The organism is Bacillota bacterium (genome assembly GCA_012842395.1).
Lineage (GTDB): Bacteria > Bacillota > SHA-98 > UBA4971 > UBA4971 > UBA6256.
Window position 1 is genome coordinate 1 of record DUSX01000022.1, and the last position, 15,855, is coordinate 15,855.

The following is a 15,855-nucleotide window of genomic DNA, read 5'->3' on the forward strand; positions in this document are numbered from 1 at the left end:
GCGGCGGTGGATCGCAGGGTGCTGTCTCTTGATGAGGCTTGTTCATTGTGGAGCCGGATGCTGCGGGCAGGAAGATGGCTTCCAACGGACAACTTCATGGAAGTGTGGAGAGGATTCGCGCCCAGCGACATTGAGGTGGCAGCCTCCGATGAATGCCCCCTCGGCAGGGACGAAAACGACCGGCGGCTCGGTTGCCGTTCCCGCACGTGAGATGAGTCGGCATGGCTACCGGCGCCCGTGCTACGAGCAGCTCGGCCACGCAGACTCTGGAGCGCAGGCTCGGGCGTGCGAGCTTTTTGGCGTGCCGGCGTGCCGGCGTGGAGAGTCCTCTTGTCGCTTTCCGCGGAACGCGGTATCATTCGGTTAGAGTCCCTGAGAGCAACGGTGGCCAGGTTGCCGGGGACGATACCCTGGGGGCGCCTTCGACGCGCCGCGCTTACAGGGAGCCGGTCGGGCCCGCAACAAGGGACAAGGGGGAAGCAAGACATGCCGGACGAGGGGCGCGCAAGCAGCCGGAAGCGCCGTGTGTCCTCGGGGCCCACAAATGGCCCGTGTAAAACACGTCCCGATGGCACTGCGCACAGCCGCCGCGACGAGCGGGACCGCTGGATAGAAATCGCCCGAAAAGCCAAGGAGAGGCTGGCGCGGCAAATCCCGGTCTTTGAGGTGCGCCTTTACGGGTCACGGGCGCGAGGTGACGACACCCCGGAGTCGGACGTGGATGTCTATATTGAGACCGTCTCCCTCACCCGGCAGCAGCGGCGGCTTGTGAGTGACATCCTCTGGGAGATCGGTTTCGAAAACGGCGTGGTAGTGGCACCGGTCGTTTTCTCGCGTGAAGACCTGGAGAACGGCCCACTTTCAGCCTCGCCCCTCTACAGGACCATCAAGAGGGAAGGAATTCCTGTATGAGCATGGACGCGAACGAGGCCAAGCGGGCGCTGATCTCGTACCGCCTGCAGCAAGCTTCCGAGGCATTGCAGGATGCGGCGAAACTTGCCGAGCATCAGGGCACCCCGCGAAGCATAGTAAATCGGTCGTACTACGCGATGTTCTACGCCGTTCTGGCACTCCTGCTCAGCGTCGAAAAGAGCACCTCCAAGCACAGCGGTGCCATCAGCGCCTTCGACCTGTATTTCGTGCGGGCAGGCTTGTTCCCGAAGCATCTGAGCAAGTCATTGCACCGGGCATTTGAACTTCGTCAGCAGAGTGATTACCAGGAGATGGTCACAGTATCCCCAGAAGACGCTCACGAGGCCATCAGGAGCGCAGATGAGTTCGTCGCTGCCGTCCGCACCTACCTGCATGACAAGGGGCTGGCCTGACGAGAATAGGCGCAGGCGTAGTCCAGGCACCCGCCGGGACCACAGCACGCGCATGTCTGGGCTACCAACTGGCCTGTCCCGCACGGTATATACCTCCTCTCCCCGAACCCGCCGACCCGCGCCACATATAGGCTGCGTGTTCGCAGAGAACGCATCGGCGCGACAGGCGGGAGCAACGTAACGCAGCGCAACGCAAGAGCAACGCAAAAGCAACGTAACAAACGAGCGCGCTCGTCTGTCGCTCGCATTCGTCACATTACATCGGGCCTCTAGGCATGCTATCAGGTCAGACGCTCTCTCGGTCGTCGCCTGTTGCCTTGCCGGGCAGAGCGGCAATCGGAGCGGCTCAGGACCATGAGCAAGGGCAGCACTCTGCGACGGCGCTTTCTCCCTCCGTGGCAGATTCCTCCTTCCGTGGCAGACAGGAGAGCATCAGGTCGCCCAAGACAGGGGATTCGGATGGAGGGCGAGTGCACGGCCTGGAACAAGCGCAAAGCGAGAGCAACAGAATGGGGGCGCAGTGCGCTTCGAAATCCTTGCTGAGCCGGGCACCGGGTGGGCGTCCTTTCTGGAACTTGCCGGCTGCGGGAAAGGAGTGAAGTCAGAGGACAGCAAGCGAACCTGCTTCGGCGTCGCTCGCTGTTCCTCTGACGTCACGTGCGTTCAGCCTCGCCCGCGCCCTCAACGACGCTGTGGACAGGTGATGTCCATCCACGTCGGGGTCATCGAGACCAACAAAAACAAGGCCCGCAGGCAGGACAGATGCGCGTCAATAATACGAAACCCAGAACCTCCCCAAATCCGATGTGGAAATCGATTGCGCGTCGGGTGACCACGTGGAGTCTGGTGGAATCGGCGGATCCGGAGTGGACGCTATTGCCATGACAAACCAGGTGTACGACCTGCCCCGCACCAGTGGCAAGGCTGATTGCCCGCCCGGAGGAGTATGCGAGAAGTCGCCATAGTATACAGCATTCTCAGCGCCGGCCGCGTAGCCTTCCCACATCAGCTGGCTCGCCGCCGTATCCATGACCACAATGACATAGAGCTCGGCACCTGCTACTTTGGCCCAACTAAGCAACGGAACGCTTGACACCGATGAATCCTGCGCCGGCGCTGTGAGAGTCACCTTTGAGAGCGGATAGAGCGGGGTCGTGGCGTCCGGTGCGCTTCTCCTGCCTTCGCCGGAGCGGTTGTACCCGGACACGCTATACGAGACCGTCTTGCCAGGGCACAATGCTGGAGATCCGTCCAGCCAAAGCCATAGCGCGACGGGAGGTATGGGGTCGACCACCAAGCCGGGCGATTCCACCGGTGATTCTGCCACGAACGTCCCGTCACGATATACCTTGAACCCTGTCACAGAAGGCGAACCGGACGGCAGCAGCCAACTGACCCCGCAGGCCACCACCGCGTCGGACCCAGCGGGCGTGCCGCGTGTTTGCGCGGGCGGGACCGAGTCACGCACCTTCTTGGCTGCTTCGAGTATCCTCGCCGCTAGCCCAGGGGACGCGGACGATGATTGATACGCGTATGGCGCGCTCAAGAGATCAAAGAGAGAATAGTGGATGGTCATGGCCTGAGCGGTCACGTTTGTTGGAGCGTAGGGAACAGAGCCGGGCAAGGTGCCGTTATTCACCGTCACGGTAATAGACCTGCAGCCAATGTTGCCACTGGCGTCGAGGGCCAGCGCCGTGAGAACGTGCTCGCCATCGTGCCATCCCGACTCGCTGTATTCCGAGTACGTCTCCCACAAGTATGTGCCCTGGGCGACGCGCTCACCTGGAGAATTCGCCTCGATGGCGGACACAAGCAAGCCGTCTATGAAAAGCAATGCTCCTGCCATCGCGGTCTCATCTCTCGCGTCCACGTAAACATAGCCGGTGCCGGACACGGGGGATGGGCAGCTTATGGAGACGTTCGGGGCGATGGACTCTGTGATCGGAAGCATTCCCCCGGGCTTCACCATTCTCAGCGTAACCTCAGTGGTCACGCCTGTCTCGACGCCAACACCGTAGGACGCCGCGGAAGCCCAGCCGGGCTTGGTGACTACAATGCTGTACGTTCCTGGAGCGACGCCTGAGAACGTGAATTCGCCACGGTAATTCGTGGTCGCGATCTTGCTGGTGCCGACGAGGCTGACTGAAGCGCGTTCAACACCAGGGCCAGAGGTCAATAGAGTGGCGTCCGTTCGGAATCCATTTGCGTCAATCTCGGTTACATAGCCTTTGATTACTCCCCCCGTAGAAGTTCCTGTTCCGCCCCCTCCAAAGCAGCCGGAAACGGACAGGGCTGCCGTCAGGATCGCGACTGCGAGCGTGGCCAAGGCTCTCCAATTACTGGAACCGGTCCCCAACCTGCGTAGAGCCATGTTTGCGTAACCTCCTCGCTAGCAATGATGGACCGGAAACGACACATGGAGACAGACACATGGAGACATGGGCACAAGGTCACGGGTACACAAGTACACGGGGATCGTGCTCTGGCAAAGCTCATGGCGCTTGTGGTGCGGGATGCCGGGCGTCGCCTGCTGGGACGCAGGCGGCCGCAGGCGGCACCCGCGAGACAAGCGGTCACCTGGAACGATTAGCGTCACTTGTGACAAGGGGCTCTAGGCTTTCAGCGTGCCGCGCAGGCATACCCCGGGCGTTGCGAGCTGGGGCGTTGGTACTAGCGCAACCTCTGGCGCGAAGAGCGGCCTGGTGCGAGTTCGGCATGGGATAACCGTCAAGAGCTGGTCGTCGGTCGTCGGCGTATCAGCACAAACCAGGCGGTCATAGTGCGGCGGTGGTGCGACCGTCTCAGATTGTGTGGAGGGAAGATTCGGGTGGCGATTAAGGTCGAAACGAGAACGTGCTACAGAATGGTTAGCACTGGTTAGCACTGGTAGGAGGTGTTCAAGCTCAAAAGGACAACGTGCAAAGGCAGCCGGATATCGCTGCATCTCCTCGGCATCGGAATCACCGAGCATCCGCGTGTTCCGTACGGTCCTTCAAACGTTTCACCTGAAAGAGACTCACCCTGCGGGCCTTGAGGTCACCTCCTTTCGCGCTTTAACGACCATCGAGGCTCAAGGCCTTGCCGAGTGTATTCGCCGCGGGCTCCAGACTTCCTCCTAACCTGTCTCGGACAGCGCGGAGCGACTGTCGCTGGCCATCCGGCGGGCCTCCTCGTGAGACCGGAAGGCGCACGGCAAGCGATGCCACGAGAATGAGTCCCGCGACCGGGAAGATGTCGCCAGCTTTCGATACCGCACCCCGATGGCGGCGGTAAAGCCCGCAGAGACTTGGGCAGGAGGAAGTTGCTCCAATCCCTCGAATACCGTGGAGTAGGCAAGTAAGCTGGCAAACCTAAGTCGTTGCGACCCGACGCGTCGGGACCTCGACCTCGGGCCACTATAGTCGTTCTTCGCCGCCGCAAACCCCGTCTTTCAGTCTCGCCAGTGAATGGTGCTCTGTCCCTGTCCCTGTCCGTTTCGGTGTCGGTGCCGGTATCGGTGTGCCTGTCCCCGTCCGCTGGAAGGCGCCAGGGTGGTCATCCGGCGCTCGTCCGTGGGACGAAACCGCAACGATTCCTCTGCTCGCGCCAGTTCCTCCTCAGATGCTGCTCAGAGCAGGCGCGGGGGCAGCGTCGTTCCGGGTGCAGGGGATGAGGAGCTTGTGGTGCGTATAGCAGCGCGTGACGAGGAAGCCCTTGGGCTTCTGGTCGAGGCTGTGCGCGTGCCCATCTTCACGTTGGCAAGGCAGATCGTCCTGGATGATCGCCTGGGTGGGGCGTATGGGTGGGGCGTGAAGTACAGGAGCTATGCCAGTGGCAATCCAAGCGTGACTGTTGGTCAGGCGAGATACAGGTGTGGAGCTGTTATGATGCTGATTGTGGTACAAAGGAGTGAGGGCATTGGCATCCGCTAGTATTCCAAAGGCGCGACCCAATTGGTGGGCGATGGTTTCCGCACTGGTCATATTCGCCTTGCCATTGTTAGTGATGTCATCTGAGGGCGCAGAGGGGACGGAACGGCACCCATCGGTCCAGAGTCAAACGGAGCCTTCCGCCGCGGCCAGGGTAAGGATTGATCCTGACATAGCCGTCATCGCGCCAGAGGCGGTAGAGCATCTTGGGGTGGTCATGAGCGACGTCACCGCGCGTGTCAACCAGCTTTTCGGCGTCAGTCCTGAGGCCATAGGAGAGGTCGTAGTAACTGTGGCGCGCGGGGAACCTTTCTTCGAGGGGGCGTTGGGAGGCTCGCGCAGTGGTATTCTGATTTGTGCCAACTCCGGCAGTCTTGGAACGTCGGATATCTTGCGACCCTTGATGCGGTCGTGGCTTGCCCTTGAATATACCCGCGTCGTCTTGGAAAGGACATCTGGTGGCGGCCAGCCGGGTCTTGCCGGCAGCCTCTACATGGGCATTGGAGTGGCCGTTGCCGACATTGTGTTCCCGGACTGTGCCCAGTTCCCGCTTCGGGACCCTCATAAAGTGAGCGCAGGCTTACTGCTACTGGATAAGCTACACGTTCCGAGATCGACTGACCCACCGATTTATAACGGCACTGTCGGGGGCTCGTTCTGCAAGTACCTCATCGAGCGCTTTGGGCCGCGCAAGATCCTTGAAGTCTACTCGGAACTGAAATCGGGAGAAACCATGAATGAGGCCCTAATGCACGTGTACGGTGAGCAACTCAGTCTTGTGGAGGAGGGCTGGCGCTCTCTCCTTAGAAATGTTGCCGGGGAAGACCCCGAAAGGTTCGCTGCTATGGCAGAGATGATGCTCTGTCTCGATGAGCTATCCACCACCTCGATGAAAGCCCTGTATCCTGCCGAACAGATAGGAGTCGGGTTTCCTCGGCGCATGGAGGATCTCGCGCAGTCGGTGAACACGGGATTGGCGACGATGTATGAGGCGGGCGCCGGGACCGATTCCATTGCGCATGCCCGCGCACTCCTAGACCGATATGCCTCAGCCATGCAGTCGTGGCACGATGCCGTGAATCTGCTATGGCTCGACGTGAGCATTCCGCTCGCCACCGGGTCCTCCGACTATGAGAGCATACTAAACGCGGCTGAGCAGGCAAGAGAGCTTGCAGCACAGTTGGGCGCTGACGATCTTGTGAGAAAGGCGGAGGAGAGCATAGCTGTGCTCAAGCGCACGAGACAGCCAGGTGAATGAATGGTTTTCGAGATCCCGGTCGAGCTGTACGTGCCTCAGAACGCCCGCCAGGACATGCATGACACGGAATGCAGGCGAATGTTCAAAGACGGCAGACTCGGAGCCGGGCCCAGGCCGGCGCCAGCACACGGGTCCCTGCAGGTCTGCCGCCCGCCGGGGTCTCGGAGGCCTCGCCAGAGCAGTCAGAACACCAGAGCGGTTAGAACAGAAGTGGGACGTAAGTCACCACGAAAAGCACCACTATGAGCGCTACCAGCAACGGAACCAGAGCGCGGCTTATTCGCTCGATGGGTAGCCCGCTCACACTGCTCGCCACGTACAAGTTGATCGCGACCGGCGGCGTCACCATTCCTATGGCAAGACCGATCACGAGCACGACGCCGAAATGCACCAGGTTGATGCCAAGGCTCGACACTATGGGGAGGAACACAGGCGTGAGAATGATCAAGGCGGACGCGGTCTCCATGAACACGCCCGCTATGAGAACGATCACACTTATCAAGAACATGACAACGAACTTGTTGCGCGAGAGAGACAGCACGGAATCGGCAATTATGGTGGGTATCTTCCAATTCGCGAGCACCCAGCCGAATATGCTGGCGCTTGCTATGACGAACATGACGAGGGACATGGTCACAGCGGAGTCCACGATGAGCTTGAATAGGTCCTTCAGCTTGCAGTCCCTGTATATGAAAAGCGCAGCGATGATCGCATAGTCAACGGCGATCACCGCGGCCTCGGAGGGAGTAAAGTACCCTGAGAAGATGCCCCCGAGGATGATGAGCGGTGTCAGGAGCCCCCAGAAGGAGCGGCGGAAATGATGCCACACGTTGGGCAGCGAAAACGCGCTGCCCGTGGGGTAATTATCTCTGTATGCCGTGTACATCGCTACCGCCATTAGCGCGAGTCCCATGAGGGTGCCCGGAAGGAAGCCGTTTAGGAACAACTGCGCCACGGACTGGTCCGCAATGACAGCGTACAGGACCATAGGAACGCTCGGGGGGATCACAACCCCGATGGTCCCGGCAGCAGCTATCAAGGCCGCTGAGAACTCCTTGTTGTATCCCTTTTCCTTCATCTCCGGGATGAGCGGAGCGGCCACCGCAGCTGTGGTCGCGGCACCCGAGCCCGAGATCGCCGCGAAGAACATGGACGCGAGGACTGCCACTAGCGAGAGCCCGCCCCGGACAAACCCGACGACGGAATCGGCGAAGTCCACGAGCCGCTTGGACACCTTGCCTTTGGCGAGCAAGTCCCCTGCCAGGATGAAGAACGGCACTGCAACGAGGGGAAACGAGTCGGTCCCCGCGAAAAGGCGTTGCGTCAGGATCACGAGCGGCACGTCGTGCCGCACGAGAACCACAAGCGAGGCAAGTCCGATCGACAGCGCGATCGGGATGCCCATGAGAAGAAACAGGAACAGGGTTCCGAACAGAATCCAGGCCATTGCGGCTCACCTCTTCCCCTCTGCGTATGAGCCCATTTCTTCAAGGAGGTGACAGAGCACGTGGACCGTGCCTACGGCGCAACTTGCGGGGATCACGAGATAAACGTAGCGCATGGGAAGCCCCAGAGCCGGAGAGACCTGGAAGATCTGATAGCTTGAGAGGCGGACGCCATAGACGATCCCGACGACAAAGAAGACTATCGCGAGCACATATGCGGCTGCTCGCACGATAGCGGCGACCCGCCTCGGCAACGCCGAGACCACGAACGTCACAGCGATGTGCGCCTTGCGCTTGAAGCCTATTGTTGCCGCGGTGAAGCTGCTCCAGACGAGAAGATACCTTGCGAGCTCCTCCGTCCACGAGCCCGCGGTGAAGAACACCCTCATGATCACCTGCAGGGTAATGACGGCAATCATGCCCACTATGAGTAGGAAGGTCACGTATGTGGCCGCAACGTTCAAGAAATCGCTGAGGCGCTTGACCGCCTGCTGGACGCCGCGGAAGACCATGTTCGAATTGGGCCCCCTTCCATGTCCACGATCCGTGGTCCCACAGCCCCGCCCCACATTAGCCCCTTATCGCTTCATTTTCTTGATCTCGGCCTGGATCTCGTCGATGAGGCCGCCGAATTTGTCGCGGTAGGAGTCGTAGACCGGCTTTACGGCCTGTTTGAACAGCTCCAGGTTGGGTTGAGTGATCACCATTCTGTTCTTCGCGATCTCCTGAAGCTGGCTGCTCTCCTGGTCGGCATCCCATTTGCGCTCGTACTCTGCGGCGCTCTGCGCGGCCTCGACCAAGATCTTCTGCGTGTCGGCCGGAAGCGACTTATAGAGCTTAAGGCTCATGACGAAGAGCGCCGGCGCATACGTGTGACGGGTGAGAGATAGGTATTTCTGGGTTTCATAGAGCTTGTACGCGTATATGACGTTTATCGGGTTCTCCTGCCCATCGACCACGCCCTGCTGGAGTGCGGTGAGGCACTCGGTCCACGCCATGGGGACGGCGTTCACGCCAAGAGCCTTGAACGTCGCAATATACACAGGATTCTCCATCACTCGTATCTTGAGGCCTTTGATATCGTCTGGCGTGGCGACGGGACGCTTCGAGTTGGTGAGGTTCCGGAAGCCCCGCTCAGCATACGCAAGGCCCTTAAGGTTCACGGTCTCGAGCTCCGCCAGGAGCTTCTTCCCTACCGGCCCATCGAGGACGTAGTATGCCTCCTGGGCGCTTGCGAACAGGAACGGCATCTCGAACGCGGCCATCCTCGGGAGGAAGTTCGCCACCGGGCCGTTAGTGATGACCCCCATGTCTATGGTGCCGAGCTGCATGCCCTCCAGCAGGGTCCGCTCGTCTCCGAGGGACGCGTTCGGGTATATCTCGATGGCAAGCTGTCCCTTCGTGCGTGCCTCCACGAGTTCCTTGAACTTCAGGGCGGCGATGTGAAAACCATCTCTCTCGTTCACCACGTGCGCGAGGCGGATCACGCGCGGCGCAGCCGCTACTGACGACATGAGCGAAAACAGACATACTATGACGAGACCAAGCGCAAAGACCCTTCTTGACATCTCCCTTGCTCCTCCTTGTGTAAGTCTCGAATATGCCACTCCACTCAACGATCAGTGTGTGAGTCTCAAACGATCCCGAATTCTCCACGCCCCGTCGTGCAAGCACCGGCAACCCCAACGCCGCCGTCAAGAAAGGAGACGAAAACTTGTGGCGCCATACTCAGGCGCCCGCAACGTCCGCCACGGCGCCCTTGGCCCCGGAAGACACGAACCGGCTGTACTTTGCGAGATACCCCTTCTTAAAGGCGGGCGCGGGTTCCGGCCGGGTCCACGAAGCAAGCCTCCTTGCCACCTCGTCCGGCGGCACACACAGATCGATCCTGCGGTTGGGGATGTCTATGTCGATCTCATCCCCCTCTTGGACGATGGCGATGGGCCCTCCCGCCGCAGCTTCCGGCGAGACGTGTCCTATGGAGGCGCCTCGCGTGGCCCCTGAGAAGCGACCGTCTGTGACCAGCGCCACAGAGGAGTCAAGCCCCATTCCGGCGAGAGCCGAGGTGGGGACGAGCATCTCACGCATGCCGGGGCCGCCGCGCGGTCCTTCGTACCGTATGACCACCACGTCCCCCGGCTCTATGCGCCGCGCGAAGATCGCGTCTGAGGCTTCCTCCTCCGAGTTGAAGACACGAGCTTTGCCCCGGTGGACCAGCATCTCCTGCCTGACGGCGGATTGCTTCACCACGCAGCCGTCGGGAGCAAGCGACCCGTAGAGAACCGCGATGCCGCCTTCTTTGTGGAAAGGATTCTCGAGCGGCCTGATAATGCCGGGATTGAGCACGCGGGCGCCCGCGATGTTCTCGCCCACGGTCTTGCCGGTCACTGTCAGGCAGTCCCTGTGGATGAGCCCGGCGCCGTCGAGCACTTTCATGACGGCCTGGACTCCGCCTGCCTGGTTGAGATCATTCAGGTCGGAGGGCCCCCCGGGACGCATGTTGCATATGTGCGGCACTCGCCTGCTGACCTCGTCGAATACGCGGAGCTCCAGCGGAACGCCAGCTTCGTGGGCGATTGCAGTGAGGTGGAGGACGGTGTTGGTCGAGCCGCCGAGCGCCATATCAACGGAGACTGCGTTTTCGAAGGCCTCTTTCGTAAGAATGTCGAGAGGGCGCACGTTCTTGCGGAGAAGGTCCATCACTTGAGCCCCGGCGCGCTTTGCCAGGCGGATCCTCGCGGCCATCACGGCCGGGATCGTGCCGTGGCCGGGAAGCCCCATGCCCAGGGCCTCGGTGAGGCAGTTCATCGTGTTAGCAGTGAACATGCCCGCGCACGAGCCGCATCCCGGACAGCCGGCCTCCTCGAGAGACGCAAGGTCCGCGTCGGTCATCAGGCCCGCCTTCACCGCCCCCACTGCTTCGAAGATGCTGTTGAGGTCGACTCTCTTGTCGCCCAACCATCCGGACAGCATCGGGCCGCCGCTCACGAAGACCGCCGGGATGTTGAGACGGGCGGCCGCAATCAGCATGCCCGGCACGATCTTGTCGCAGTTGCATATGAAGACCAGCGCGTCGAATTGATGGGCATAGGTCATGATCTCGATGGAATCCGCGATCAGCTCTCGGCTGGGCAGGGAGTATTTCATCCCCGGGTGGTTCATGGCTATCCCGTCGCATACGCCTATCGTGGGAAACTCGATCGGCGTTCCTCCGGCGGCCCTGACACCGGCCTTGACAGCATCAGCAATGGCCCTCAGGTGAATGTGACCCGGGATGATCTCATTGAACGAGTTGACGATCCCGACCCATGGCCGCGCGATCTCATCGTCGGTGTAGCCCATCGCCTTCATGAGCGCCCGGTGGGGAGCCCGCTCCGGCCCGGACTTCGCTTCAATGCTTGGCATACCCCGTCCTCCTTCGAGATTCGACTTTGGACGCCCTTTCGCGCACCCAGCCTTGATGCCTTTACGCGTACGCGCACCCGACTGAGCTTGAGCTTGAGTCCGTCTGATTTCAGACGGCTTCCAACCAGCTTCCGCACAGGTTTCGACCAGTCTTCGACGTCGACGCCGCGTGTCCTTGATACGATTTTTACCTGTGCTGGCACAATGATTACCCCGGTGGGCGAAGCGGGTAGCCAGAGCCGGGGACCTGAGGAGGGCACAGGCCACAGGCTGCCCGACGTGGGAGTGTGGTGAGTGAGTGGGCCGCTCAACTCAACGGCAGTTCGCTCTGCGGTATTGCGTGGGCGTAAGCCCTGTGATTTTCTTGAAAACGCGTGTGAAATGCGATGGAGAAGAGAACCCCAACGAAGACGCGAGGTCTTTCAGGGGCGTGCCAGGCTCCGCCTGCAGGCGGGCCACGGCCCGCTCGACGCGAGCGACATGCAGGTACTCGGAAAACGATATCCCCAAGGCCTGCTTGAACTTGCGCGAGAGATAGCACGGGTTCATGAAGACGTGGTGAGCGACATCGCCAAGCCGGAGAGGCCTGTGGCACATTTCGCGCACATATGCGCAGGCGCTCTCAAGAGTCCCGTCGAGGAGCGTCGCGTCGGGGCGGCCTGCGCTGGCGCCCGCGTCGATGGCACCGTCCGGGCCCCACGGGCTCCAGCTTGTGTGGACGCCGTCGTGATGCGATGATGCGCCCGCTGCGCTCTTGTTCGTACTCTCGCCCATGCTCATGCTCATGCTCATGCTCGTATAGACTTGCTCTGGCCCGGCCGGCCTTTCCTTCATGGCTCTCACAACTCCGAGCAGTAGGCGCATTATTGCATAAAGGTAGTTTTTTGATACTTGCGGGACGGCCGAGTACGGGATGATGAGATGTCCCCGGGGAAAGCCAAGTCGCGACTCAAGGGCGCACAGGTTCTGCAGGACGCCTGGTTCATCAGGGGAAGAGAGCCTCATGCCCGTGACAAGCACGGTGCCGCCCTGGACACCCGGGAGGCCAAGCGGAACGGCAACGAAGGTCAGGCCGGCCCAGCACATCCCCGCGTATGCCTCGCAGCAGGCGCTGTGAGCCACCGCTGTTCTGTTGCCCGCTCGCGCCTGAGCGCGCGCCCGATCGTGATCGTGCTGACCGTGCGCCAGATCCTGCGCCTGGTTGCAGGACAGCTGCGCTAGTGTGGTCCTGCACATCCTTGACCCGTCAGGAGTGGATCTGACAAGCCTGCAGAACGCAGGCAGGCGCTCGGGTCGGTCGACTAGGCCTGAGGGGTCGACCACGAGCATCTCCGCGCCAACGGTCTTGAGCAGGCAGCGCAGATCTTCCATCGTGAAGAGCCTCTCGGAAAGACGCGCTAGTGTGGTCTCCAGGTGAGCATGTGTGGACAAAAGAGGCGGCATCTCGCCCCTCACAGGTTCAAGATTGAGGATGACAGAAGGATCGACCTCCCTGTACGTGACGAGGAGCACCAGCTCCGCGTCGTCTCTGTTGCACACGGAGTGCCAGCAGAAGGCCGGTGCGTGGAAGAGGTCCCCGGGGCCCACTTCCAGGGATCGGCCGTCCAGCTGGCAGACGGCATGCCCGCGCTCCACGTACAGCACTTGTTCATCCAGGTGGTAGTGGGCCTGCTGCACGCCGCCGGGCTGAAATAGAGCCCTGGCGACAAGCATGGCTCTCGCCCCTTGCGCTGGCGCAGCCTCGCTTATCCACCGAAGCGCCCCCCACTGGAACTTCTGCACCTTCATCGTTGCGCTCGCACCAGCGCCGGTGGGGCTGACCTGAGTATTCGGCTGCTCTATCATGCGTTCCATCATGGCCATCACTTCTTCTCGTGCTACGTTCCTACTCTGGCCCGCCGGGAGGGCGCCGGGAGGCCGGATGCCACGACCCTGTCGATCGACGCTATCGATTTGTCGACTAGAGAGGGAGTGCCCAAGCTCTCACGCTTGCTTGGACGGGACGCGCTGCATAGGTATTCTTTTCTACTCCTCGACATCCTTGCTCGGTGCTTTGAGTTCTTTATAATACAACCTTTTGGTGAAAACTCCTCTTTTCCTTCCCTGTCAGATTCCGCCAACCGAGCCCCGTCTTTCGAAGCTCCCTCTGCGAAGGCGAGGTCTCTATGCCAGCAAGTACCGATACAACCAGCCTTGAGGCAATTACATGTATACTGGATGGTGCCCGCGATTTCAGGACCCCTGGGCAGAAATGCTTCGCTTTTGGGATGGCGCCGGTAGCCCAGATATTCGGGAGTGTACTTATATGCCTTGATGAAGAGCTAGCCAAGACGCGGGATCGCACGCTCAGGAACAAGGGAATCGGCGAGCGAACGATTCAGACAGTCTTTGGTGAGGTGACGGTCAAGAGGCGCAGATACCGTGAGGAGATACGCGTGGACGGCAAGCTCAAGAAGGGGGCTATCGGTATCTGCTGGATGAAGCGCTGGGGCTTCCGCCGGACGATAGGATCTCGCCTGGTTTGACGGAGGCCTTAGTGGAAGGGGCAGTAGAGGAGCCATTTCGCCAGGTGGTTGAAAGGCGCGAGGAGGCGGGGCTTCCCACACCGAGTCACAGCACCGTACATAGTCTTGCGAGGAAGCTTGGGGAGATGGTAGCTCGGGAGCAAGAGGAGCAGCGGCGGGCTCTATTCGAGGATTGGGAGGGGCTTCCCAGGGAGAAGAAAAGAGCGGAGCATAAGTCAAGGGGAAGACTGCCCCACTGCTCTTGACACGTACCGCGCGCCAAATAGCATTTGACAAGACCACAGAAATGTGCTACTGCTGAATCGAACAAGAAGGCGCCACCGACCGCCGAAACCTGTGATGATGTCACAGCTCAGCCTGTTGGCTAGGGGTCGGGGCGCTTCTCCCTTTCCTGAGTTTCATATGCCAGATGTCGAACCATGTATCCTTCAGAGGGTCCTGAGGCCCGAAGGAAACCCGACCGCTCCGATTGAGGACGTACTGAGAGAGTTCAATCTTAGCCTTCTTTGCACCTGCCTTGAGGTGAAGCCCGTTTAGCCTATAGCCTATGGCCCCTATTAGAATATCAACCATCTGGAGTTGGTTCAGGTCTTCGCATTCCCGGGGCTCCACATTTCTAACTATGTCGTACTATGTCGTAGTCAATATCGAATTTCTTGCGAATGCCACGATTCAACACGATCTTAAGGGTAGATAGCGTGGTCTTTTTCCTGGTCCTTCGATCGTCCAACATGACCAGATACCGATTGCCTGGCCGCATGTTATGTAATAGAAGCTGATAGTAGAGTTTGTAGAAGCCTAATTCCTCATCGCCGCGATTAAAGGTCTTGTGGTCTAGCTGGTGTGTATCGATGACGACACACCTGAACGCGACGTGGTGGAGCCGATTGTGCCTGAAGAATATGTCAATGAACTTCTTGTACTCGATTCCTCCTGACGACTCCCGGGACATCCCCTACTGGAGGGACAGGGACCGCGAGGTGGACTTTCGTCGTGGAGCGCAGCGGCGCCCTGCTTGCCATCGAAGTCAAGTCCAGGACAGACCCGCTTGACCGCGAGGGCCTTCGTGGCGAGGAAGTTGGCTCGGCACCTTAGTGTCACGGTATCACGGAGTGAGCAATGAGCAAGCATGGTCGAGCACGGCAACGCCTTTGCCCGATCGGCAGCGCGCCTGGCCGTTTCTCTGCAGCGCTCGGCCCTTTTCCGCCACTTCCTCGGGCCACCTGGTTACAGAGGCGCCAACCGTGTTCGGCCGCGCACCGCAGCGCCGCGCGGCCTGGCTGAAAGCCGTCCTCGCTGTGCGAGGCGAACGCAAGTCTTGTCACCGCGTCTCCGCACACAATGACACGTCCTACACTATACTGTCTCAGGGACAACCGGCCCAGGACCGACAAGACAGCGGCACCACAGCACAGCACAGCACAACCAGGACAGACGAGACGGCAGCACCATAGAGCGACAGGCCGAGAGAACACGGGACCAAGGGGACAACAGGACAAAAGGACGAAGGAAAAGCGAGAACGCACGGCGGTCCCGGGGCAGGCAATGAGAGACAGCCTCTCCCGAGGGGCTGGGAACGAAAGGATGTGGTCCTGAAAGTGTCGGATCTCTGCGATTTGTGCAATGGGAACGCGGCAGCGCCCATTCTCGAACTCCCGCCCCACACCATCGTGAGGTGCACGGTTTGCGGACTCGTGTACGTCATTCCGAGGCCGACGCCGGCGGAGCTGGCTGCGCTATATGATGAAGCCTATTTCAGGGGAACGGGCCCGGTGGGCTACAGGCCGGACGAGGACTACATCGGCAACGACAGCCGCCTTGAGCTCTTCATAGAAAGGACCGCCGCCGTGGAGCGCTACCGTCGCCCGCCCGGGGTCCTCGTGGACGTCGGCTGCGCGACCGGCTTTGCCCTGCGCGCCGCACGCGACCGGGGTTGGGACTGCCTGGGCATAGACGTGTCGGAGTTCGCGGTCAACTTCGCGAGGGAGC

General features: G+C 60.5%; 13 protein-coding genes. 7 read left to right on the plus strand and 6 right to left on the minus strand.

The features are described 5' to 3' along the window. The first annotated feature begins 486 nt into the window (after nt 1-486). Together GX515_07765 and GX515_07770 are read left to right on the plus strand one after the other, a co-directional pair. Complete coding sequence (locus GX515_07765) at nt 487-912, plus strand: nucleotidyltransferase domain-containing protein (protein ID HHY32897.1); 426 nt, start codon at nt 487-489, stop codon at nt 910-912. Beyond that, complete coding sequence (locus tag GX515_07770; GenBank protein HHY32898.1) at nt 909-1,325, plus strand: HEPN domain-containing protein; 417 nt, start codon at nt 909-911, stop codon at nt 1,323-1,325. The genes GX515_07765 and GX515_07770 overlap by 4 nt, the downstream gene beginning before the upstream one ends. A 769-nt stretch (nt 1,326-2,094) precedes the next feature. On the opposite strand, the gene GX515_07775 is transcribed toward GX515_07770, so the two are convergent. Next, the gene (locus GX515_07775) at nt 2,095-3,696 is read right to left on the minus strand and encodes a carboxypeptidase regulatory-like domain-containing protein (protein HHY32899.1); all 1,602 of its coding nucleotides are present in this window, start codon (nt 3,694-3,696) and stop codon (nt 2,095-2,097) included. Nucleotides 3,697-4,987: 1,291 nt separating this feature from the next. On the opposite strand from GX515_07775, the gene GX515_07780 reads away from it, so the two are divergent. Then, on the plus strand, nt 4,988-5,236 hold the full coding sequence (locus GX515_07780; GenBank protein ID HHY32900.1) for a hypothetical protein: 249 nt from the start codon (nt 4,988-4,990) through the stop codon (nt 5,234-5,236). Then, the gene (locus GX515_07785) at nt 5,223-6,491 is read left to right on the plus strand and encodes a hypothetical protein (protein HHY32901.1); all 1,269 of its coding nucleotides are present in this window, start codon (nt 5,223-5,225) and stop codon (nt 6,489-6,491) included. The genes GX515_07780 and GX515_07785 overlap by 14 nt, the downstream gene beginning before the upstream one ends. A 199-nt stretch (nt 6,492-6,690) precedes the next feature. Here the strand turns inward: GX515_07785 and GX515_07790 are convergent, their stop codons facing one another. The 5 genes from GX515_07790 to GX515_07810 all read right to left on the minus strand — a co-directional run bounded on the left by GX515_07790 (nt 6,691) and on the right by GX515_07810 (nt 13,198). Continuing rightward, nucleotides 6,691-7,938 carry a TRAP transporter large permease gene (locus tag GX515_07790; GenBank protein HHY32902.1) on the minus strand — a complete coding sequence of 416 codons (1,248 nt, stop codon included), beginning with the start codon at nt 7,936-7,938 and terminating at the stop codon, nt 6,691-6,693. 6 nt (nt 7,939-7,944) lie between these two features. Further along, the gene (locus tag GX515_07795; protein ID HHY32903.1) at nt 7,945-8,448 is read right to left on the minus strand and encodes a TRAP transporter small permease; all 504 of its coding nucleotides are present in this window, start codon (nt 8,446-8,448) and stop codon (nt 7,945-7,947) included. A gap of 66 nt (nt 8,449-8,514) precedes the next feature. After that, entirely contained in the window at nt 8,515-9,504 is a 990-nt protein-coding gene (locus GX515_07800; GenBank protein HHY32904.1) for a DctP family TRAP transporter solute-binding subunit, read from the minus strand. 160 nt (nt 9,505-9,664) lie between these two features. Continuing rightward, complete coding sequence (gene ilvD, locus GX515_07805) at nt 9,665-11,341, minus strand: dihydroxy-acid dehydratase (GenBank protein HHY32905.1); 1,677 nt, start codon at nt 11,339-11,341, stop codon at nt 9,665-9,667. Nucleotides 11,342-11,653: 312 nt separating this feature from the next. Beyond that, nucleotides 11,654-13,198: an AraC family transcriptional regulator gene (locus GX515_07810; GenBank protein HHY32906.1), complete on the minus strand. Its 1,545-nt coding sequence runs from the start codon at nt 13,196-13,198 to the stop codon at nt 11,654-11,656. A 308-nt stretch (nt 13,199-13,506) separates the two neighbouring features. Between GX515_07810 and GX515_07815 the strand changes: the two genes are divergently transcribed. From GX515_07815 to GX515_07825, 3 genes are all read left to right on the plus strand, one after another. Next, nucleotides 13,507-13,866: a hypothetical protein gene (locus GX515_07815; protein HHY32907.1), complete on the plus strand. Its 360-nt coding sequence runs from the start codon at nt 13,507-13,509 to the stop codon at nt 13,864-13,866. Next, on the plus strand, nt 13,812-14,111 hold the full coding sequence (locus GX515_07820; GenBank protein HHY32908.1) for a hypothetical protein: 300 nt from the start codon (nt 13,812-13,814) through the stop codon (nt 14,109-14,111). Before GX515_07815 ends, GX515_07820 begins: the two co-directional genes overlap by 55 nt. A gap of 1,353 nt (nt 14,112-15,464) precedes the next feature. Then, nucleotides 15,465-15,855, plus strand: a 391-nt coding sequence (locus tag GX515_07825; protein HHY32909.1) for a class I SAM-dependent methyltransferase, incomplete at its 3' end; no start/stop codon positions are given.